At 69.8% G+C, this 21,068-nt stretch carries 14 protein-coding genes; 4 read left to right on the top strand and 10 right to left on the bottom strand.

The features are described 5' to 3' along the window. Window positions 1-54: 54 nt before the first annotated feature. Window positions 55-1,851, bottom strand: a complete 1,797-nt coding sequence (locus tag QHF85_RS16930) for a phosphatidylserine/phosphatidylglycerophosphate/cardiolipin synthase family protein (RefSeq protein ID WP_281328233.1) — start codon at window positions 1,849-1,851, stop codon at window positions 55-57. 249 nt (window positions 1,852-2,100) lie between these two features. On the opposite strand from QHF85_RS16930, the gene QHF85_RS16925 reads away from it, so the two are divergent. Next, on the top strand, window positions 2,101-3,315 hold the full coding sequence (locus QHF85_RS16925) for an EAL domain-containing protein (RefSeq protein ID WP_281328232.1): 1,215 nt from the start codon (window positions 2,101-2,103) through the stop codon (window positions 3,313-3,315). A 327-nt stretch (window positions 3,316-3,642) separates the two neighbouring features. On the opposite strand, the gene QHF85_RS16920 is transcribed toward QHF85_RS16925, so the two are convergent. Together QHF85_RS16920 and QHF85_RS16915 are read right to left on the bottom strand one after the other, a co-directional pair. Beyond that, window positions 3,643-7,461, bottom strand: a complete 3,819-nt coding sequence (locus QHF85_RS16920; protein ID WP_281328231.1) for a UvrD-helicase domain-containing protein — start codon at window positions 7,459-7,461, stop codon at window positions 3,643-3,645. Further along, window positions 7,458-10,013, bottom strand: a complete 2,556-nt coding sequence (locus QHF85_RS16915) for a PD-(D/E)XK nuclease family protein (RefSeq protein WP_281328230.1) — start codon at window positions 10,011-10,013, stop codon at window positions 7,458-7,460. Before QHF85_RS16915 ends, QHF85_RS16920 begins: the two co-directional genes overlap by 4 nt. An 84-nt stretch (window positions 10,014-10,097) precedes the next feature. On the opposite strand from QHF85_RS16915, the gene QHF85_RS16910 reads away from it, so the two are divergent. Then, window positions 10,098-10,529 carry a hypothetical protein gene (locus QHF85_RS16910; RefSeq protein ID WP_281328229.1) on the top strand — a complete coding sequence of 144 codons (432 nt, stop codon included), beginning with the start codon at window positions 10,098-10,100 and terminating at the stop codon, window positions 10,527-10,529. A gap of 472 nt (window positions 10,530-11,001) precedes the next feature. Continuing rightward, window positions 11,002-12,405, top strand: coding sequence for a tetratricopeptide repeat protein (locus QHF85_RS16905; protein ID WP_281328228.1), 1,404 nt, complete (start codon window positions 11,002-11,004; stop codon window positions 12,403-12,405). A 797-nt stretch (window positions 12,406-13,202) separates the two neighbouring features. Here QHF85_RS16905 and QHF85_RS16900 read toward each other — a convergent pair. Together QHF85_RS16900 and QHF85_RS16895 are read right to left on the bottom strand one after the other, a co-directional pair. Continuing rightward, window positions 13,203-14,108 carry a hypothetical protein gene (locus tag QHF85_RS16900; RefSeq protein WP_281328227.1) on the bottom strand — a complete coding sequence of 302 codons (906 nt, stop codon included), beginning with the start codon at window positions 14,106-14,108 and terminating at the stop codon, window positions 13,203-13,205. Window positions 14,109-14,131: 23 nt separating this feature from the next. Further along, the gene (locus tag QHF85_RS16895; protein WP_281328226.1) at window positions 14,132-15,109 is read right to left on the bottom strand and encodes a hypothetical protein; all 978 of its coding nucleotides are present in this window, start codon (window positions 15,107-15,109) and stop codon (window positions 14,132-14,134) included. A 50-nt stretch (window positions 15,110-15,159) separates the two neighbouring features. Here QHF85_RS16895 and QHF85_RS49790 point away from each other — a divergent pair, with 50 nt between their 5' ends. Continuing rightward, window positions 15,160-15,558, top strand: a complete 399-nt coding sequence (locus QHF85_RS49790; RefSeq protein WP_348652742.1) for an NUDIX hydrolase — start codon at window positions 15,160-15,162, stop codon at window positions 15,556-15,558. Window positions 15,559-15,591: 33 nt separating this feature from the next. On the opposite strand, the gene QHF85_RS16885 is transcribed toward QHF85_RS49790, so the two are convergent. The 5 genes from QHF85_RS16885 to QHF85_RS16865 form a co-directional block, all read right to left on the bottom strand. Further along, window positions 15,592-16,044 (bottom strand): hypothetical protein, encoded by a 453-nt coding sequence (locus QHF85_RS16885; RefSeq protein WP_281328224.1) that lies wholly within the window; start codon window positions 16,042-16,044, stop codon window positions 15,592-15,594. Beyond that, a complete protein-coding gene (locus QHF85_RS16880; protein WP_281328223.1) occupies window positions 16,041-17,525 on the bottom strand; it encodes a cyclic nucleotide-binding domain-containing protein in 1,485 nt (494 codons plus the stop codon). The genes QHF85_RS16885 and QHF85_RS16880 overlap by 4 nt, the downstream gene beginning before the upstream one ends. Further along, window positions 17,515-18,756 carry an oxygenase MpaB family protein gene (locus QHF85_RS16875; protein WP_281328222.1) on the bottom strand — a complete coding sequence of 414 codons (1,242 nt, stop codon included), beginning with the start codon at window positions 18,754-18,756 and terminating at the stop codon, window positions 17,515-17,517. Before QHF85_RS16875 ends, QHF85_RS16880 begins: the two co-directional genes overlap by 11 nt. Before the next feature lie 114 nt (window positions 18,757-18,870). After that, a complete protein-coding gene (locus tag QHF85_RS16870) occupies window positions 18,871-19,452 on the bottom strand; it encodes a hypothetical protein (protein WP_281328221.1) in 582 nt (193 codons plus the stop codon). A 561-nt stretch (window positions 19,453-20,013) separates the two neighbouring features. After that, on the bottom strand, window positions 20,014-20,961 hold the full coding sequence (locus QHF85_RS16865) for a hypothetical protein (protein WP_281328220.1): 948 nt from the start codon (window positions 20,959-20,961) through the stop codon (window positions 20,014-20,016). Window positions 20,962-21,068: the final 107 nt, after the last annotated feature.

The raw sequence follows: 21,068 nt of genomic DNA, 5'->3' as shown, positions 1-21,068 counted from the left end.
CGAGAGAACATCGGAGCGAGGCGCGGACGTCAAGGGGGAGGCGCGCGGGGAGCGTCAGAAGACGCGGCGGTCGAAGATCTGCGAGCGGCGCGGCCGCGGGGCAAACGGGACGAGATACGGGTGCGACGCGCCGTCGGGCGGGCCGCTTTCATTGCGCGCCGCGTGCTCGCGAAAGACCTCGACGTCGCGCTCGATGCTCTGGCCGAGGCGCCCGTCGCCGCCGAGGTAATCGCGGAAGAGGCCGAGGCGGAGCGTCGCGACGAAGGCGGGATCGACGATGGCCACGTTGCATTCGCCCTCGTATTCGAAGCCCCGATCGTTGACGTTGCAGCTCCCGACCGTGACGAAGACGTCGTCGACGAGCAGGAGCTTTCCATGATGGTCGATCTCCTGGACGCGGCGCTTGCCGCGGCCGTCGCGGCCCGCGCAGCGGAGCGCGTAGAGCTCGAAATCGGGGAGGACCTCGCGGATGCGCTCGAAGCAGGCGTGGCTCCAGGCGCCGCTGAAAGGGTGGTTCGCCTGCGCCTCGCTCGTGATGACGAGGACCGCGAGGCGCGGGTTTTTCCGGGCCGCCTCGGCAATCGCCTCGCTCACGTAGGTGGATCGGAAGTATTGATCCTCGACGTAAATCAGACGACGGGCGGCGGCGATGGCGCGGAGGTAGACGTCGAGGATGCCGCGCTCGGCGTGCGGCGCGGGCATGGTACGGACGACCTGCACGGCCGAGCGTCCCGGGGCTTCGGGGAGCAGGGCGGGCTCGGGCGGCGGGACGTACGTGGAGCGCTCGGCGTTTGGCGCGCCGTGATCGAGGAGCCGATTCCACCGCTCGCGGAAGTTCTCTTCGAGGTGGGCGACGCTCGGCCCCTCGATGCGCGCCACGAAATCGTGGCGGGGGGGGTTGTCGGCGGCAGAGAGCCCGTCCTTGACGCGGGCGCGGAATGCGCTCGGCCGCATGAATCGGCAGCGGCCCGGCTCGAAGAGGCGGTGGTGGCGGGTGTCCCAATCGTTCTGGCGCATGTTCATGCCGCCGCAAAACCCGACGCGGCCGTCGACGACCACGGTCTTCTGGTGGAACGAGCCGATCTGCACCTCGCCGAGGAGGCGGTTTCCAAGCGAATGCCGCGCGTCGAAGATCGGGCGCTCCGTGGGGTTTTTCTCGGCGAGGACCTCGAATCCGTCCCCCGCGGTGAGCGCGACGCGGCGCGCCTCGCCGGGCATGGGCAAGAGCGGCGGGTCCCAAAGAAGGAGCTGCACGAGGACGGACTCTTTGGCCCGGGATTCGAGGATGCGCTGGATGGTATAGGCCTCGCGCTCCGCGGGCTCCGCGAGGGGCTCGGGGCGCAAGAGCTCGAGCTCCGGCTCGTAGACCCACGTGACGGCGCGAATCGAGCGGCGCGCCGCGAGGAGCGCCTCGGCCACCGCGCGCCAGCCGTCTTCCCCGTCGACGAGCACGTCCACGCGATTGCCGAGCGTCGGGGGATATCCAATGTGGGAAAACCACACGTAATCGAGGACGACGTGGGCCGTGATGCGGTCCTTTCCGCAATCGACGCGCTCGACGCGGGAGCGGACGCCTTCGAGGGCGCTCATCGCGGCGAGGACGTTGCCACATTTCCCGGGTGTCAGGAAAAGCGTGGTGCGAAGCGAGCGCAAAACGAAGGGCGAGGCCCCGGGCTCCACGACGAGCTCATAGTCGCCGCGTCGCGGCAAGATGACGCGGCTCTGGCCAGGCGCGATCTCCTCCGCCACCGCGGCCCCCCGCGGGCCGAGGAGACGTATGGATGCACCCTGGACAGGCGTGCCGTGAGGCGTCGTGACCAGGACTTCGAGCTCGGCCCGTTCCCTCCGCATACGTCCTCCCCTAAGGAAAGCCGTAGTGCCAAGCGGGCGGACTCGAAAGCGTGCATACGCGAGCAAAACCACGAACGACTGCGTACGTACGTACGCAAGAAACGGGATTGCTACCGTCCCGAAAAAAACCGGTAGTATGCCGATACCTGGAGGATCGACCTACCGATGAAGGCGGGTGAGCAACGCGCAGATGCGCTGTCGATGACGAGGGATGAGGCCCTCGGGACGATCCCTCCAGGATCGGGGGCTGTGGCGACGACCGCCACCTGGCTCGACGAGCTGCTCGTCAGTGAACACCTGCACGTGGCTTTCCAGCCGATCGTGGATCTCGGCACGGGCGAGGTGATGGGGCGCGAGGTGCTCGGGCGCCTCGGCCCGGGTGCGTCGGAGGCGCACGCGCGTGGTGTGTCGGGGCCGCAGGCGCTCCTCGAGATGGCGCACTCGCACGGAAAACTCGTGGCCGTCGACCGGCGCTTCCGCGAGATCGGGATCGAGACGCTCGCGCGTGTCGGATCCGAGGGCGTGTTTTTCCTGAACGTCGATCCCCGGGTGATCGACGACCCGGCCTTCAGCGCGGGTTTCACGCGGCGGCTCCTCGAGGAGCATGGGGTCGCGCCGACGCGGATCGTCCTCGAGCTGACGGAGTCGGGGGCGGTGCTCGACAGCGACAGGCTCGAGCGAATCGTGCGGCACTACGCGAGCCAAGGGTTCCGGATCGCGCTCGACGACGTGGGCGCGGGCTACGCGTCGCTGACGGCGCTCGTACGCGTGCGGCCGCATTTTTTGAAGCTCGACAAGGCGATCGTCCGGCACCTTTCGGGGGATCCGCTGCGCGCGCACCTCGTTCGATCGCTCGCGGATTTCGGGCGACGCGCGGGGATTCAGGTGATCGCCGAGGGCATCGAGGACGAACACGATCTGCATGCGCTGCTCGCGTGCGGCGTGGAGCTCGGTCAGGGGTATTTGCTCGCGAGGCCTGCGCCGGAGCTCTGCGCGCTGCCGGCGACCGTGAAGGATCTCGTGCGGCGTGCGGCGAAGCAGGCGGAGGGGGATGGCCGGTCGATCCCGCCGCCGCGTACGATCAGCGCGCTCCGCGGCTCGCATGCGTCCGTGCTGCCAGGGGCACCCGCGGGAGAGGTCGCGGAGGCGCTTCGGCGATCGACCGCGTACGCGGCGCTGCCGGTGGTGGACTGTGATGGACACGTGCTTGGGCTCGCGATGCGAGAGCGGCTGCTCGACGAGCTCGCGCACACGCGACGCGGCGGCCGCCCGATCATGGAGCTGATGGATCCGCTTCCGCTCCGGGTGGACGAGGCGACGCCGCTGCCGGTGGCGCTGCGGCTCGCGACGTCGCGGGACGAGCCGCGCACGTACGATCCGGTGATCGTGGAGCATCACGGGCGGTACCTCGGCATCGTGACGATGCAGGTGCTCATGCGGGCGGTTGCGGACGGGGAGTTCTAGGTTCACCGCCCGAGAGGGCGTAGCAGCGTACCGAACCCCGCTTGCACGCGTTGCAAACGCTGATCAGCGCGTACAAGACCCCGCGTGCACGCGTTGCAAACGGGTCTTCGAGCGTGCGTTGTGCCGCGTGCACGCGTTGCAAACGGGTCTTCGAGCGTGCGTTGTGCCGTCTGCACGCGTTGCAAACGGGTCTTCGAGCGTGCGTTGTGCCGTCTGCACGCGTTGCGAACGGGTCTTCGAGCGTGCGTTGTGCCGTCTGCACGCGTTGCGAACGGGTCTTCGAGCGTGCGTTGTGCCGTTTGCACGCGTTGCAAACACCGATCGGCGTCAGAGCGTCGATTCAGGCCCGTAGCAGGCGCCGACGAAGCCGCAGTGGAGCTTGCGGCAACGATCCAGCGGGACGGGGTCGAAGCGGTCGGCCCAGCGTGCTTCGGCGAAGCGCTCGCCGAGGGTCCTGAGCTCGTTCGAAAAACGGTCGTGCTCGGCGTTGGTGATGGTGCCGTCTGCGCCGTCCGTGGCGAGGAAGATGGGCTCGGGGGAGGAGCCTGCGAGGAAGACGACGCCTGCGCGGATGCGTCGTTCGGGCTCGCGGCGGTGCATGCTGAGGGCGTAGGCGTGGAGCTGGAAGGCGTAGACCGAGAGGTCGGAGCGTGGGCGTGAGAGTTTGTAGTCGATGACGTCGACGGTGCCGTCGGGGCGGAAGACGACGAAGTCGACGGCGCCGCGCAGGCCGATGGCGCGCGGGGAGCCGTCGGGCGCCGGGGAGAGGCCGATCGTGAGGACGAACGGCTCTTCGCGAAGCATGCGGAGGCCTTGATCGCGGATGGCGCGGGTGTAGGGGCCGTCGAGGAAGCGCGCGATGCCTTCGGCGATGCGGGAGGCTTCGGGCGTTTCGGGGCGGAGGCCGGCGAGGGCGAGGCGGCGGCGGACGTCGGCGACGTCGACGGGGCGGCCGAACGCTTCGCGGGGCCAGCGTTCGAGGACGCCGTGCGCTGCGAGGCCGCGGGTGCGCGGATCGAGGTCGGCTTCGGTGTCGACCTCGACGGGCGAGGCGGCGGGGTCGCCGGGCAGCTCGACGTAGCCTGTGCTGATGGGCTCGTCGAAGCCCATGAGCTGGCGCAGGCGGAAGCGGCGCGCGCAGCCTTGGAAGAGCGAGAGCGGGGTCGTGGCGATCGAGATCGTGCGGGTCGGCGGACGCTCGGGCCAGGGCGGCGCGGGGCCGGTGGGGGAGACGGCGCCGTGGCGCGCCTCGCGCGGCTGCGCGTGGGGGTCGGCGAGGAGCGCCGAGGCTTGCTCGCGGCGCGTGATGGCGTCCTTGATCGTGGGCTTCGAGAGGCCGTCTTTCAGGGACTCGAACGCGGAGCCGCCTTTCGCGCGCTTGCGGGCCCCTTCCGGCGGGTCGGGCACGCCGATCATGACGAGCGCGCGCTTCGGGCGCGTGATGGCGACGTACGTGAGACGCTGCCGCTCGGCGAGCTCGCGCGCGCGGGCGAGCTCGTCTGCTTTCGCTTGCGCTTCCGTGCGGAGTGCGTCGAGCACGGGCCGCTCGCCTCGTTCGAGGCGTGAGAGCATCACGTCGGAGAGCGGGTCCGGCCTGGATGCGTGGTGCCGCAGGATCAGCGTGGGCTTGGGGCCGCCGAGGGAGGCGATCTGGAGGCCCGAGGGCCGCGGCGAGACGCCTGCGTCGAGGTCGAGGACGATCACGACGGGGAAGTCGAGGCCCTTGCTCGCGTGGATCGTCATGAGGCGGACGGCGTCTTCTTCTTCGGCGAACGTGGCTTCGTCGCGCTCGTCGGAGTCGTCGCGCATGCGGCGATCGAGCCAGCGGACGAAGCCGGGCAACGAGCCGCCGCGACGCCGCGCGACGCCGAGGAGACGATCGACGTGGCCGATGCGCATCTCGGGGCGAGGCATGGAGGCGAAGACGCGGTCGAGGTCGAAGGCTGCGACGGCCGCGCGGATGGCCTCGCCGGGGTGCAGGCGCAAGGCCGCGCGACGGAGCTCGACGAAGCGGCGGACGAAGTCTTCGAGGCGCGTGCGATCCGAGGGGCCGAGTCTTTCCCACGCGGGCAAGGTCGGGAGCAGGCGCGCGGCGTCCGATCGTTCGAGGGGCAACGACAAACCCGTTTTCGGCGCGCCGAGCCACGCGAGTGCGGCGTCGGACAAACCGACCGCGGGGCCACGCAGGACCGTGGCGAGCGCGAGGCGGTCGCGGCGATCGACGAGGAGGCGAAGGACGGCGGCGACGTCGCGGACCTCGGAGGTGTCGAAGAGGGCGCGGCCCGCGACGACGTGCGGGACGTCGATGCGCGCGAGCGCGAGCTCGAGGAGCGGGAGCGTCTTCCTGCGACGCGCGAGGATGGCGATGTCACGGAACGAGCCTTCTCCGCTGCGGACGTAGCGCGCGGTGAAGGCGGCGGCGACGAAGGCTTCGCGCATGGAGCGCGTGGCGCCGCGGACGACGGGCTCGGCGTCGGGCGGCGAGGCGCCGTCGTCGTCGACGAGCACCACCTCGCCTGCGCCTTGGGCTTCCGCGACGGGGACGAGGTGATCGGCGGGGCCGTAGACGACCTCGAAGTCGCGCGGGGATGCGTCTTTCGGGGTGTGGAAATCGTGGCCGGAGAAGGCGTTGACGAAGTCGAGGATCTTGCCGCCGCTGCGGCGGCTCTCGCGGAGCGCGACGAGGTCGGCGCGGGCCTCGGGGGCGCAGATCTCGGGCGCGAGGGCGAGGGCTTCGCGGGCGAGCGGGCCGCAGAGCTCGCCCGTGATGCGCGAGAAGACGGCGACGTCGGCGCCGCGGAAGCCGTAGATGGATTGCTTGCGGTCGCCGACGAGGAAGAGGCCGTGGGCGACGAGGTTTTCCGCGATGGGCGCGCGGCCGGGGGGGCGATCGCTGTCCTCGCGCTCGCGCAGGAGGTAGACGATGTCGCGCTGCGCGCGGCTCGTGTCCTGAAACTCGTCGACGAGGAGCGCGTCGATGGAAGCGCGGACCTGCGCGGCGATCTCGGGGCGATCGCGGAGGCCGTCGCGGGCCATGCGCAGCATGTCGCCGAAGCTCAGGAGGCCTTCCTGGCGACGGAGGGCGCCGAGGCGCGTGCGCGCGTCTTCGAGGAGCGCGACGATGCCACGCTCGCGCACCGAGAGATGCGGCGCCTCGCGGAGGATGGCGAGCAGGCCCGCAGCGCGCTCGGCGTTGCTGTCGCCGGGCAGTTCTTCGCGGAAGGCGGCGAACTCCTTGTCGGCGTCGCTCGTCTTGCCCCGCATGGCGATGGCGAAGAGCTCGCGGAGTGGCTCCTCGGCCGCAGCGGGGACGAGCTCGCCGGGGCTCGCCTGCGCGAGGGCGCGCGCGAGGACCTGAGCTGCGTCCTTGGTGCGCTGTCCGCCCGCGATGCACGTGGCGACGATGGAGTCGAGCGAGGCGCGGAGGGAGCGCGCGCCGCTTTCGTGTTCGGCGAGCAGGAGCTCCGAAGGCAAGAGGCCTTCTTCGTCGAGGCGGTCGCAGAGGCTCGCGACCTGCTTGCGCGCGCCCCACACGCCGTTCGCCGCGGCGACGAGCGCGCGCGCCGCCTCGGCGCGGTCGCCGCCGGCCGAGAGCGCGGCCGAGAGGGCCTCGTCCACCGCGAGATCCGCGAGCGCCTGCGCCTCGTCCTCCTCGACGACGCGCGCCTGCGGATCGACGCCGAGCGCGAGCGCATGCGTGCGGACGATCTGCTGCGCGAGGCCATGCAGCGTGTCGATGCGCGCACCCGCGGAGCGACCGAGCGCGTCCGCCGCGCGGCGCTTGATCTCGGGGATCGACGGGGGATCGTCGAGGACAGCGCGTCGCGCATCGATCAACGCGGCGAGCTTGGGCGCGGGTCCTTGCTCGTCCCACGCCGCGATCTCGGAGAGCGCCGCCTGCACGCGGGCCGCGATCTCCTGCGCCGCCGCGCGCGAAAAGGTCGTCGCGACGATCCGCTCGGGCGGGATCGGCTCGGCGGGCTCGTCGCCTTCGGCCCGGCCCATCGAGCTGAGCCCGAGCGTGAGCAGCACGTAGAGCGCCGTGAGCCGGTACGTCTTGCCCGTGCCCGCGCTCGCGGCGACGACGATGTTGCGCCGGAAGGCGTAGAGGAGCGCGTCTTCGGGCGGGAGCGTGATCGTCGTCATCCGCCGCCCTCTTCGTCCGCCTCGCCCGGCACCACGGCCGGCCTGCGGCAGACGTCCCGCGCGTCACACCGATCGCAGAGATCACCCTTCACGGGGCGTGGCTCGATGTTTCCGTCCCAAAGCGAAAGCACCACCTTGCGGGCCGTGCGCTCGGCGTCGAGGCGTTTGTCTGCGATGGCGCGTCGATCCGTGTCCTTCGCCGGCGAGGCCTTGATCTCGCCGCGTTTGTCCGCGCCGAGGTAGAGCGCCTGCACCTCCTCGGCGCCCGTCGCCCGCGCCACGGCCGCGGCGTAGAGCGGCAGTTGCAGGTGGAGCGTTCCCTGCTCGCTCTTGCTGGGGATCTGGCCCGTCTTGTAGTCGACGACGCGCACCGCGCTCTTGCCGCCGTCGCCCCGATCCACGCGGTCGATCTTGCCCTCGACGAAGACCGACGCGCCCGGCGGCTGGTCCCCCTCCCCTTCCCCTGGCATCGGCGCGATCGGGAGCGCGTCCCACGGCGCCGCGCCCTGCGGGCCGAAAGGCTGCTCGGCGAGCGCGAAGGAAAAACCTTGCTCGTCGAGGCCGTGCGCGACGAACCCGAGCGCGACGTCGACGGCCGCGATCAAGAGCTCCCGCCGGAGCGGCGCCGCCTCCTTGTCCGCGCCGACCGCGCGCAACGCCGCCTCGCGCGCCGCTTCGAGCGCCTTGCGGCGGTTCGCCCGGCCGCCCGCCTCCCACGCCGCCTGAAACGCCGCCGCCGTGGCCGCGTGGACCTGCGTGCCGCGCTCGCGCGGATCGGCCGCCTCGAGCGCGTCCTCCTGGCGACGCGTCTTCCACACGCGCCGAGCAAACCCCGCGAACGCGCAGCCCGCGGCCTTCTCGATGTGCGTGACCGCGATCGGCCGCGAGGGCATGTCGCCGCCCACGCAAGCGCGGAGGTGCGCGGCGAGCTCGGGATCGGCCGCGTCGATCCGGCCCGTGAAGGGCCCCGCGTCGGCGCGTGGATCGAGGAAAAACGCGAGGCGCGCGCGCTCGATGGAGACACGATCCGCGATGAGCGGCGCCGGCAGCGAGCCAGCCGAGAGCGCGACGAGCTCCGCCCCGCGCGGATCGATCCGCGAGGCCGCCCGCGACACACGCGACGAGGGCTCGACGCGCTCGGGGATCTGCGATCGAAGCGCGCGCGTGACGGTCGGGTGCGGGGCCGCCTCGTCGTCGGTGGTGCTGTACGCGAGCACGACGCGACGCGCCCCGCCCATGGCCCACGCGAGCTCGGCGCGCCGGATGCGATCGCGCTCGCGCGAGGTCGGCGGACGCGCCGAGGCCGGCAGGGTCGACCAGAGCCGCTCGTCGATGAGCCCGCCGTCCGACTCCGGCCCATACCCGCCCGGCCCGAGGCCCGTGACGATCAGGACCTCGTACCGGATCCCACAAAGCTCGGAAGGTCGGGCGATCCGAACGGCGCTGGCCCGGCTGCCGCCGCCGTCGGACCGCCCCTGCAAGGCGCCCGCCCGACGCACCTCGGCATAAAGCTCGTCGACGCGGGCCGGCGCGTCTTCGAGGCCGAGCATGGCCGCCGCCTCCACGACGGCGCGCGTCGCGTCACGAATGGCCCGCACCGCGGCCTGTCCTTCGCCAATGGCCTTGAGCGCGAGGGACCTTCCGCGGAGCGCCTCGACGCGGAGCGCCGCGCCGAGCTCGCCCATCGAGGGCCGGCCGAGATCGAGTTTGTCGCAGAGCGCGCCAAACCGCGCCGCAATCTCGGCCCGGGTTTTTCCTTCCGCGAGGAGCGCGACGCTCGAAAGCATTCGCGTGAGCGCGTCCGGCATCCACGCCTCGTCCGTGTCGCCCGAAGCTTCGATGACGGCGCGGAGATTCTCGACGAGCAGCGTGCCGGTCCGATCGACCTCGACGGGGACGTCCCGGAGCCTGTGCGCGAGCAATGCGGCCTTCGCCTCGGCGTCGCGCTCGGCGCGCTCGGAGACCCAGATACCCGAATGAAGGCCGGGCGCGCGAAGGATATCGATGACGCGCTCGCGCGTGACGGGCCCGGCCGCGAGCGCGAAGAGGCCAAGCGAGGCGCGGCCCTCGGGCGAGGCGTCGGGCGAGGGGCCGCGCGGCTCGTGAAAAGGAATGCGGGCGTCGGAGAGGGCGGCGCGGAGCGGATCGAGGGTGCCGTCGTCGAGCGCGGGCACGAGGATCGCAATGGATTCGGGCGGGACGCCGCTGCCGAGCGCGGAGAGGACCTCGGCCGCGACGGCGCGCGCCTCGCCCTCGGGGCCCGCGGCGCGCAAAACGAGGGAGGCCGCGCCGTCGCCGAGGGCGCTCCAATCGATGGAGGGGCCAAACGTGAGCTCGGACCAGCGTTTTTCGAGGACGGTGGCGACGCCGCCGACGGCCTCCTCGTCGAGGTCGGTCGGGTCGAACAGCGATTCGCCCGAGAAAAGCGGCATCTCGACGACGAGCCCACGGCCGCCGGCCTCGCGTGCGCGGGCATGCAAGGCTTCGAGCCAGGAGAGGTCGTCGGCCTCGAAGGAGAGGAGGCCGGAGACGGTGACGTCGTACGCCGACATTTCCTGGAGGAGGGCGTCACAAGGGCCGCGGCGAAGGGCCCGAGACAGGACGAACCCGGCGCTGCGGGGATCGACGAGGCTCTTTTGCGCGAGGATTTCGTCGGCGCGGCGCATGACCTCGGCAAGGAGCGCGGCCTGGGGGCCCTCGGCCTGGAAAAGGTGGTCCGGCCGAACCCCCGCGCGCCGGAGGCGGCCGAGGGCGGAGTCGACGACGTCGGCAAACGCAACGCGCTCGGCCGGTGGGTCAGGAAGATCGACGCCAGCGACGGGGCCAGCCTCGAGGGCGACGCGGGAGACGAGGCGGGTGACGGCGTTCGAAGCGAGGCCACAATCCGGCTCGACCATGGCGAGGGCGCCCTGCACGAAGGCGCGCAAGGTCCTGGCGCCGCGAGCAGCTTGGCCCGGCGCAGCAAGAGCGAGCTCGACATGGCGATCGGTCGGCGCGAGAAACAGGGGCGCCTTTTTGGCAGGGGGGGGATCCCGCGGCAAGAGGTTTCCCGGGGGGACGGCCGGTGAAACCGGGGACGAGGGTGGGGGGTTTGCCAGGGTTGGTTCAACCTGGGGACGTGGAGCCGGGGCGCTGCCCCGGGCCCCGCGGGGGCTACGCGCCCCTCGACCCGCGCCAGGGCCAGCCCTGGACCATTTGGGGAAGAACTGCGCTCCGCGCAGTTCTTCCCACAGGCCGTTGGTCGCACCGCGTCGCCAGTTGAAACGACAGCGCTGCTGTCTTGGTTGGCAGCGCCGCCTTGCCGGTTGAAACGGCAGCGCTGCTGTCTTGGTTGGCAGGATCGGTTGTGGTCTTGACCTGGCCCGTTCGATGAACTGCGCATCGCGCAGTTCATCGACCACGAGTCCAGCGCTTGCGCTGGTCCAGGTCCAGGAGCGGATAGCTCCTGGTGGGGCCTGGGGCAAAGCCCCAGCGAAGCGCCTTCGAGATGAGACGTTTTCACTTCTTCCCTGGTTGCCCCAACCGGTACCCTCCCTTGCCATGTCCGACAGCGATGCACACCACGACGAGGGGACCGCGGTCGAGGCCTGGCAGCTCGACGTGCAGCTCCGCGCGGCCGAGGCCGAAGGCCGGAGCGAGCTCGCCGCTCCGCTCGCCGAACGGCTCTTCGAGATTCGCGACAAGCACCTCGGCGCGTTTCACCTCGACACCCTCGCCGCCGCCACCACGGCGCTCACGCATTATACCAAGCTCGCACAATGGGCCCCCGCCCTGAGCCTCCTCGAACGCCTCCTCGACGCCCGCATGCTTCGCAGCGCCGAGGAGCCTGCCGCGCTCGAAAAGCCCCTCCGAGGGTTGTCCGACCTCGCCCGGCTGCTCCGCCACGAAGGCGAGCTCGACAAGGCGCGCCGCGCCGCGACGAAGGTCCTCGACATCAAGCGCAAGATCCTCGGGGAAGAGCACATCGAGGTGGCCTCGGCCTTCGCGCTCCTCGCCGACATCGAGCTCGAACGCGGCGAGCTCGACGGCGCCGCGGACGCCGCGCTCGCGGCGTTCAAGATTCGAGGCGAGCACCTCACCGACCATGCCGCGGACGTCTATACGGACGTCCTCCGAATTGGCGACGTCTTCGTCGCGCTGAAAGACCACGAGGAGGCGCGCAAGAGCTACCGGCTCGCCGTCGACATCGCGGCCAGGGCGTTCGACGGCGACCCGCAGAAGATGGGGGAGGCGCTCCTGCGTTACGGGCGCGCGGCGCTCGCCGAAGAGAAGCCGGAGCTCGCCGAAAGGCCACTCGAGGGTGCGCTCGAGATGTACGAAAAAGCGTGCGGGGCGAAGGACCTCTCCCTCGTCGTGGTGCTGGACGAGCTCGGCAAGGCGTACGTCGCGCTCGAGGATTACGACGCCGCCGAAAAGACGTTCGAACGCATGCGTGACGTCTATGCAGTGCATTACCCCCCCGAGAGCACGCATTGCGCGGTGCCGACGTTCCACCTCGCGAACGTCGCGACGAAACGCGGGGATCACGCGCGCGCGGCGTCGCTCTACGAAGAGGCGCTCTCGGTCGCGGAGAAGGAGTTCGGGAGCGAGAGCCTGCGCCTTCACGTGGCGCTCGACCACGCGGCGGAGGCGCGGCTCGCGGAGGGGAACCTGCCGCGCGCGAAGGAGCTCTCGACGAGGCTCTTGCAGCTGCTCGAGCCTCACGTCGCCGGCCCCGACGATCCGGCGCTCTTACCGGCGGTGCGCAAGTTGACCGATATCGCGCTTCGCCAGACGGTGGCCGGCGCAGACGAGCTCCACGTCAAGGAGGTCGAGCGGCTGCTCAAGTGGAGCATGCGTCTGATGGAGGCGGCGACGGCGAAAGTCCAGGCGGAGACGGAGGCGCTCAAGGCGAAGCGCGTGCAGGCACAGGAGGAGTCGTCAGGGGAAACGTCTGGCGAATGAAGACTGCGTGGGGCGTTCGGTACTGCCACGTCATCGACGGAGGTCGGATCCGCTGCGCCCTGACACTCGCACTTGCGAGGAGCTCCGCGAACGTGCCGGCCCCGCCACCGGACCCCGCCAAGCGGTAACTCGCACCTCCCCTGAGCCCCACGGCCTCCCCCGGCACGCTGCTCCGACATCCTCCTGCCCACGCCTCCGAGCCTCCAGACAGCTTGTCCGCCCTGCTCGATGTACGGAGATGTACATCAGACGAGCATCTCGGACCTGCTCGAACAGCCAAGGCCAGCCTACCGCAAGCAGGTCGGACCTGCTCGAAGCCCCCGAGCCCACCCCCTGCGAGCAGGTCCGAGATGCTCAGCGCAGGCTCACCTCGGCGCGGGCGAGTGCCTCGTATCTCGTTGTGAGAGGCGGCGGTACGTGGGGCCAGCGTGTCCGAGGAACTCGCACGACGAGGCGGCGAGGCAAGGAACCAGGTCCGAGGCGCTACGGAGTGGCGGACGTCACCCCTACGTACGAACCTCGATCCGCTCCGGCTCCATCATGAAGGGGGGTGTCGGAGGAGCTTGCCTTGCGGGTCTTCGATTCGAGGTCGGCGTGGGAGAGGAGGCGCATGAGGACGGTGACGTCGGGCATGGTCTCGCCAGAGGCTTTGGCGAGATAGGGGGATAGGAGCGTGGAGAGCGCGGCATTGACGCGCTCCGCGTGTACGTCGTCGGCGGCGGGGAAGGTAACGGCGTGTGAGTGAAGGGAGCAAGAGGATATTCGCGACGTTCGAAGAGCGTCTCCGGGCCGTCCCGTCATTCATCCTCGACGACACGGATGGGTAGCCACTTGAACCCGGTCACGCCCGCGTCCTTGAAGATGCGCCAGACCTTGGGGGTGACCAGGAACTTGGGTTGCGAGAGTACGGCCGTCTTCAGATCGCCGTTCCACCGCGCGATACCAAAATGCTCCCACATCCGATTCACGTCCTGGGCCCCGATGAGGTCCAGGGCGCGGTAGGCGATACGCGTGGGTTCCTTGAGGGAGTAGCCTATTCTGCTGCGCTGGCAGGACTTGCACACCTTGCCCCGTTCGATCCCGGTCGAGTGCGGCGATATCGGGGGGAGCGTATGCGACGCCCACATCTGCCTCCAGGGGAGCTTGACCTGCCGCATGTCCTTCTGCCTTGCGTACACGCTCCGAAAGGAGATCCCCGAGAGGCCTGCGCCTTCGAGGGTCTCGGCCAGACGCTCGTCGACCAGGATCTCGTCGTAGCTGGACACGGCGCGGAACTGCCGGAGCTTGCCCATGCTCTCCGCGTCCGAGCCATCGAGCACGTACGCCGAGGTTTGCCGCATCCCAGCGCCACACGCCGGGCATGCGGTCGAGATGTCGTAGTCCGTGCCGAACCGAGGCCCCCCGAGGACGAAAATTTCCGAGGGGCTGAGCGCCACGATCAATCGAGCAGCCTCGAACTCCTCGTCCGTGTACTCGTCCCAGCGATCCTCGAACCATTCGACCTTGTAGGCAAGGAGAAGCTTCTGCAGGAGGGGCAGCCGAGGGTCCTCGACGTCCACGATGACGTCGACGAGAACCTGCCGTAGAACTTTGTAATCGTGCACCGTGACGACATCCGTCCCGCAGCCCGCCGGAGCGAGGATGGTCTGCTCTCCCTCTGGGACATGGTGGCCGTGGAAAGATATTTTTACCTTGGTTTTCATCGCTCGACGTCCGGTTCACCCAATCAATCGAAGTAATGTTCGATCGCCTTGAGCCAGTGGGGAGAGTCCGCGTAGACTTTCTGGTAAGCCTTCCAGATCCTGGGCAGGTCGTCGAACGGTATCCCTTTCATAGCCTCGCGCAGCTTGTTCGTGACCACCTGGTGCGCCTCGTTCATCCCGCCGACAATCCCGTATTCCTTTCCGTCGGGCCGATAGAGGTCCTCGTTCATTTGCAGGTTGAAGATCGCCCCCGCGATCACCACCTGCTCCAGGATCGCCCCGGCCCGCGTCTTCTGCTTCCGCGCCGGGCAGCCCTCTTTCGTCTGCTCGCATGAAGTGACGTTCAACGGCTTCCGGTCTGCCGTGTCCACGAGCTGTGGGAGCGCGCCGCCTCGATCCACGAGCCCGTGCTCCTTGTCCGCCCACTTCGCCTCCTGCTGCGGGAGGATCGACTCGCGGGGCAGGACACCTTGTCGCGGCAAAACAGGATCTTGCTGCTGCGCCGGGGCCGAAGCACGCGGAGGCGGCGGGCCCTCCTTCGGCTGCGGGAGGCGATGCTTCTCGACGCGCTTCTCGACGCTGCCCTCGTCGCCGCCGCCTTTGCGTTCCTCGTCGCCGCCGCGCTTGCCAGGCGTTTGGCTCGGGCTCCCGTCCTCCGCTTTCTTCTCCTCTTTCGGCGCATCCTTCGCCGGCGGCGATTTCGGTCGCGGCGGCGGCGGGCATTTCAGCGTGTTGTACGGGATCGGCAAGACACGCACGCTCTCTGGCGGCGCATAGGGGTCGTAGGTGAAGGTGGCGCGCCCTTCGACCTTCCGCGCGAACTCCATCCGGCTGCGCGTGGTCCACACCGTTGCCGACCCCTGCTCATAGGCCCACTGGGTCAGGCCGGGCGGGACGTCTGGCGGCTTGACGCAGACGCGGAACTCCAGCGCACGCGCGGGCGAAGCGCAGAAGAGAAGGCTCAGCGGCAGCAGGAACGAGGTGAAGACGTCACGGCGCATGGAACCTCCCGCGCCAATGGTATCGGCCCCTTCGAGCCGAATGGGCATCCCTGTCACGGAACCGTCGTCGAGAAGCAGCTCTCCCAACTCCCCGCCTGGCCATTCTGGCCTCCACGTGGTGGAACTTTCCGGAAGGCAAAGTCGAGAGGGACGAACTACCCATCGAAGCAGCCCGACGCGAGCTCTTCGAAGAAGTGGGGCTCGACGCGGAGCTCGCCTCGCTGGAGCTCATCCATCAAGGCGTCTTCGATCTTTTTGGGATCTCCTGGGAGGGCTTTTTTTATTTTGCCCATCACGTGAGCGGCGACGCGGAGCCACGCGAGGGAGAGGGAATCGCTCTTTCTTGGTCGACGCTCGAAGAACTCAGCAGGCTTGCGTCGCTCCCTGGCCTTCTCGAAGAGGTCGCCCGCCACGTGCAACGACAGGGGCTGTCGACGCATCAGGCGTGACGAGAAGCCTCTCTCATGGACAAAGGACGCCCCTTACAGCCGAACCTCAACCCGCTCCGGCTCCATCGTCACCCCGAGGTACGCGAGCGCCTCGCTCGGGTCCGTGAACACACCCACGGGCCGCTCGTCCGTGCGCACCTGCCGCGTCACCTGCAGGATCCCCACCGCCGTCTGCACCAGCGTCGCGATCTTCTGGAAGTCCCTCAAAAAGTACTTCCGCAATCGACCGAACTCCGCCTCGAAATCAGGGTCGTTTCGCGGCGGCGCCGGGCGCGCGTCGATGAGCATCATCGTCCGCGGGCGCGAGACGTACCCGATCGCCGTTTCCATTTCGACGAACGTCTCCCGCAGCGTATCGATGCTGGGATAAGGGACGCTCGTCCGTGTCGCGATCACGAGCCTCCGCGTCACGTCGTGCCGCAGGACCATGTACGGGCTGCGGTAGACCTCCCTGGGCCCGACGCGACTCGAAGGGACAATCGTCACGGGCCGGACTCCCGCGTGCACGTGACCATGTGGAGCGATGAGCCTTCGAGCGTCTGGACCTCGACGGCACGGCCAAAGCGCGTGCGCGAGACGAGCGCCCGGATCGCCGGGGCGTCGCGCGGGACGACAGCCCATTCGAGCAGGTGCTCCATCATCGGCAGATCCGTGAGGTCCGGGCCGAGCGCCGTCCACACCACGGTCCCCGAAGGCGCGAGGTGGCCCCAGATCCAGTCGAGCAGCGCCACCGCGTCGTCGTCCGAGAGGTAATCGAAGAAGCAGAGCGCGTAGACCATGTGCTGCGGTCCAAGGAAGATCTCCGAGCCCGAGCCCGAGAGGCTCAAAGGCTCCGCGCAGAGGAACGTCATCGACGAGGCATGGCCCGCCTCCGAGGCCTGGTGGTTGCCCCGGCGCAGCGCGTCCGGATCCGGGTCGATGCACGTCGCCGCGATCGCGCCCTCGCCCGCCTCGTCCATCGCGTCGAGCAGCTCGTCGCCGCCGCCGCTCGCGATGCTCGTGACCAGGAACGGGCCCGAACCCGCGTGCGCGGTCGCGCGACGGACGACCTCGGCGACCATCGCCTTGCGGCTCTCGCGGCGCGCACGGCAGACAGGGCGATCGAGGAACCAACGGTCGACGAGCGGGCCGATGAGGCCGTCGCCCTCGGCGTCCGCGTCGGCGACCGCGCGGCGCGTCCCGTCGTCCTCGGCCACGCCGCCGGGTTTGTCGTAGACACGCGCGATCGTCGCGCTCGACATGAGCAACGCGAAGCAGATGCGGAAGACGAAGCTGCCGACGCCTTCGCGCAGGCGGCTGATGTCGCGGAACGTGAGGAGGTCGTCGACGCTGATCGCGAGCAGCGCTTTCTCCGTGGTGTGCTCTTCGAGCAAGGCGACGACGCGATCACACGCAGACGCGACCACGCGCGCCGCCGCGTCCACGGTCGTCCTGCGCGCCGCGAGCGACTCCTCGACGCGCTGGACCTCGCGCAAGACGCTCGTGAGGCCCTCGATCAGGCTCGAAGGGACGTGCCGCGCCGAGAGCTGGCCGTAGCGCGCCTTGTGCGAGCGCTGGCCGCGGATCTTCGTGAGGCTGCCGCTCAAGGCGCGCACGCGTCGGGACAAACTCACCGCGAGCGAGCGGTAGAAGCGGGCCGCGAGGTCGGGGTGCGCGGAGAGGAGCGCCTCGAGGTCGGCGTTGTCGATGCGGTTCAGGACGGCGTCGCCCTCGGCGACGACGGTGGCGCTCGCGCTGCGTCGTTCGAGGAAGGAGATCTCGCCGAGGATCTGGCCCGGGCCGAAGTAGCCGACGGTGACGCCGCCCGCGCGGACCGAGATGAAGCCCTCTTGCACGAGGAAGATGGCCTCGGGGCTCTGGCCCTCCCGGACGATCGTCTCGCCGCGCACGACGTGCCGCCTCTGGCTCGATCGGAGCAGGAGCTCGATGTCCTGATCCCCCAGGAAACTCAGCTTGTCACGGAGCATGCGTCGGACCTCCATCCCCCACGGTCGCCTTGCGGAAATCGAACGCCGCCGGGATCCCGGCGAGGCCGTTCTCGATGACCCTCTCCCAAGCTTCGAGCCCGAACCGATAGAGCGGGTCGCGGCTCTCGGGCACCCGGCGTTGGAAGGAGCTCATCATCATGTTCATCCCCCGGAGCATCGGCGCGGCGTGGCGCCACGGCGTGCGCGGATACGCGAGCGCGTCCGCGAGCGGCTCGCCGACGAGGTGCCGCGACACACCGTAGAGCAGATCCACGAGCCGCTGCGCGACCGCGCGCTGCGCCGGGTTCTTCGCGAGCTCGAGCGGCGCCTCCATGAGCGCCTTCACGAGCGCGCGCGAGTCGTCGTCCGGCGGATCCATCACGGCGTGGATGAGCCGGATGAGGCGCAAGCCCTCGGCCTCCGTGGCCGCGCAGATCTTCGAATCGACGCCGCTGAGCAGGCCGCCGTAACGCCAGAGCTGCACGATGTCGTCGCGCTCCTCCGCGGGGACCTCGTAGCCGAGCTTCGAGAGGCCCTCGATGAGGACCGACGAGAAGAGCACGTTCGTCCCGGCCATGTACGCCTGGTTCACGGGGAGGCCCCAGCGCTCGTAAGGCCACGATTTGCGCTGCAGGAGGAGCCTGCGCACCTGGGCATGCATGAGCCGGACGCGGATCGTGATCTTGAAGCCCTCGGCGCCGCGGCGCAGGCCCCCCGGGCGGCACGTCTCGACGAGGAAACGCGCGGTCTCGGTGAGCCTGCGGGAGGCGCGCTGGACGAGCCTGCCCGAGGCCGTGAGGGGCTTCGAGCCATCCGGCGAGGCATACGAGAGCGGGAGCGAGTAACAGGCAAGGACGACCGCGCCGAGAGGGCCGGTGCGGAGCACAGCGCGGCCGCCGCGATCGAGTTTGTCCCAGTCGAGCCAGAGCGGGATCTCGTCGATCTGCCGGAAGAACTGCACGAACGCGCGCGGCGGGCGGCGGACGCTCGCGATGCCCTCGTCGAGCGCTTGCGCGAGCATGCGGTTCGCCTGCGCAGGGCGAAGGTCGTTCAGCACGGCGACGAGCTCGTCGGCCGGCGGGTCGCCGCGCATGAGGAAGGGCCCGAACGAGTCGACGGCCTCGCCAAAGCGCTCACGCGCAGCCGTTCGATCGACGTACCAGGCAGGCACGCGCGGGACGCTCGCGCCTTCAGGGATGTCGGGGTGCAGCCCGGGGCTGTCAGTGCTCATGGCCGCCTCTCCTCCCCGACTCCTACCACGTCGGACGGACGCGACGAAAGCCCCCCGGGAGGTCCTTGCCCCTTGACATCACGCCTCGCCGCACGTGCGCCGGCCCGCTGACGCTCAGCGGATCGAGCGCGGAGGCCGCACCGGCTCGTCGTGCGAGGTCCCCGGCGAGGAGCCGGTCGGCGAGGAGGAGGAGGGCGGAGTCGCGGTGGACGAGGGCGAAGACATCGAGGCAGGGCTCGACGCCGAGGACGGCGACGTGTGGGGCGGCTTCATGCTCTGCCGCAAGGCACGATGGTACGCGAGCGTGAATTCCTGCCGATCGGTGTAGACCGTGAGCATTCCGCCAAGCGCGAGGTTCGCGATCGAGACGCCCATGCTGACGATCTTCGAGCGGACGAGGATGTGGCTGCCCACGATTTTGCCGCGGATCCAGAAGATCCAATCGGTCAGCTTGAGGCGGGCGTCGGAATCGTAGCCGCTGAGCTCCCACCAGTCGTTGAAGATGATGGGTTTGGCGCCCTGGCCGATCAGTTTGTCGATGGGCTGCGTGATTTTACTCACGACCTCTTTCTCGAGGTACCCGCTGACCTGCTCGTAAACGACGTCGTCGCTGACCTTGATGCGTAGCTCCCCCCGACCCCAGCGGACGTGGTCTTCCGCACTGGAGTGGGTTCTCGGGGGGCCTACCGGGGGCATGCGCCACTGATACCGGAATCCAAGATGGAAGGCCAGCTTCGGCCTGCATGCCGCATGAATCGAACGGTTTTCCTGGGAGTGAGGCCCTCGCCTCGACCTCACCCGAGGCCCCTCTCTCCTGCGAGGCTGAGCATTGGTGTCATCTGGGAAGCGCTTCGCTGGGGCGTTGCCCCAGGCCCCACCCGGGGCTGTCCACCCCGGGACCCGGACCAGCGCAAGCGCTGGACTCGTGGTCGATGAACTGCGCTCCGCGCAGTTCATCGAACGGGCCAGGTCAAGACCGCAACCGACCCTGCCAACCAAGACAGCCACGCTGACGGTTCAACGGGCGACGTGGCACCAGCGGCGGCCTGTGGGAAGAACTGCGCGGAGCGCAGTTCTTCCCCCTGAGGTCCAGGGCTGGCCCTGCAAAGAGGGGCGGACAGCTCAAAAATCTTTCCCCGCATCGACTGCGCTTCGCGCAGTCGATGCCCAGAGGTCCAGGGCTGGCCCTGGTTCGGGTCGAGGGGCGAACAGCCCCCGCGGGGCCCGGGGCAGCGCCCCGGCGCGGCGCCTCCTGCTTTATCGCGGGCTGCTGATGGGCGCGCTGTCCGGCATCGCTTCGATGATCCGGCGGCGGCTGGCGCGGAGGAGGCGGCCCACGCCGGGTTCGAGGGTGGGGATCGCCGTGCCGATGAGCCGCGCCCGCTCGGCGAGGCGAACGAGGCCCTCCGGTCCGATGCGCAGGCGCGCCTTCGGCTCGATCACGCAGAGCATGCCCCGCGTGCGGCCCGCTGCGTCGAGCACCGGCGCCGCCGCGAACCCCCGCACGAGCCCTTCCATCACCGAGACGTCGCCTTGGAAGAACGGGTGCGCGAACGCGTCCGCCACGACGAGCGTCTCTCCCGCCCCGAGCACGTGCCGGCCGATCCCCCCGAGCACCGGCCACCTGCGCGCGTCCATCCCCACCGCCGACACGAGCGCGCGGCCCTCCCCCTGGGCCACGATCGCCAGCGCCACCGATGCGTGGAGCTCCTCCGCGGCCGACCGGACGAACCAGTCGAGACGCGGATCCCGCGGGGCCTCCTGCATCGATCGGACGGAGTTCACCGACGCCGAGAGGGCTGCCTCCGAGTGCGGCGCCGGCAGCTCCTCGCCCTTCAGCAAGGACTCGGCGACGGCCCGGAGCGCGTCGGGCGAGGCGTTTCGGGGCAGGATCGCGCTGATGCCGAGGTGCTCGCGCAGTGCGCCGGCGAAGGCGCGGAGCTCGGGGAACGGCGAGGTGACGATGACCTTTGCGCCGCGACCGCTGATGCGCGCGCGCAGCCAGTCGAGCACCTCGAAGCCGTCGACGACTGGGAGCGAGAGCGACGTGACGAGCAGCGCCGGCGTCCCGAAGCGACGGAGCAGCCAGATGGCGCGCTCTCCGTCCTGCGCGACGAGCGGGACGAGACCGAGGGCGTCGACGACGGCGACCTGGGCGGCAGACAGCGCTGGATCGGGTTCGGCGACGAGGGCGAATGCGGACATGACGTACCTCCTCCGGGGGGCGGGGGGTTCAGGGGATTCGCCACCAACCTAAACAATTCTTATGCCACGGCATGGATGCCGTCGGGAAGCCCCCGATTGAGCAGATG

Origin of the sequence: Polyangium sp. 6x1 (genome assembly GCF_029946515.1) — a bacterium.
Classification (GTDB): Bacteria; Myxococcota_A; Polyangia; order Polyangiales; family Polyangiaceae; genus Polyangium.
Note: the sequence above shows the minus strand (reverse complement) of the source record. Positions and strands in the feature narration are given on the sequence as shown.

Bases quoted from the DNA above. Each gene is read 5' to 3' on its own strand.
- QHF85_RS16900 (WP_281328227.1), bottom strand. From the start codon at position 14,108: ATGAAAACCAAGGTAAAAATATCTTTCCACGGCCACCATGTCCCAGAG.
- QHF85_RS16930 (WP_281328233.1), bottom strand. From the start codon at position 1,851: ATGCGGAGGGAACGGGCCGAGCTCGAAGTCCTGGTCACGACGCCTCAC.
- QHF85_RS16875 (WP_281328222.1), bottom strand. From the start codon at position 18,756: ATGAGCACTGACAGCCCCGGGCTGCACCCCGACATCCCTGAAGGCGCG.
- QHF85_RS16880 (WP_281328223.1), bottom strand. From the start codon at position 17,525: ATGCTCCGTGACAAGCTGAGTTTCCTGGGGGATCAGGACATCGAGCTC.
- QHF85_RS16895 (WP_281328226.1), bottom strand. From the start codon at position 15,109: ATGCGCCGTGACGTCTTCACCTCGTTCCTGCTGCCGCTGAGCCTTCTC.
- QHF85_RS16870 (WP_281328221.1), bottom strand. From the start codon at position 19,452: ATGCCCCCGGTAGGCCCCCCGAGAACCCACTCCAGTGCGGAAGACCAC.
- QHF85_RS16865 (WP_281328220.1), bottom strand. From the start codon at position 20,961: ATGTCCGCATTCGCCCTCGTCGCCGAACCCGATCCAGCGCTGTCTGCC.
- QHF85_RS16920 (WP_281328231.1), bottom strand. From the start codon at position 7,461: ATGACGACGATCACGCTCCCGCCCGAAGACGCGCTCCTCTACGCCTTC.
- QHF85_RS16915 (WP_281328230.1), bottom strand. From the start codon at position 10,013: ATGTCGGCGTACGACGTCACCGTCTCCGGCCTCCTCTCCTTCGAGGCC.
- QHF85_RS16905 (WP_281328228.1), top strand. From the start codon at position 11,002: ATGTCCGACAGCGATGCACACCACGACGAGGGGACCGCGGTCGAGGCC.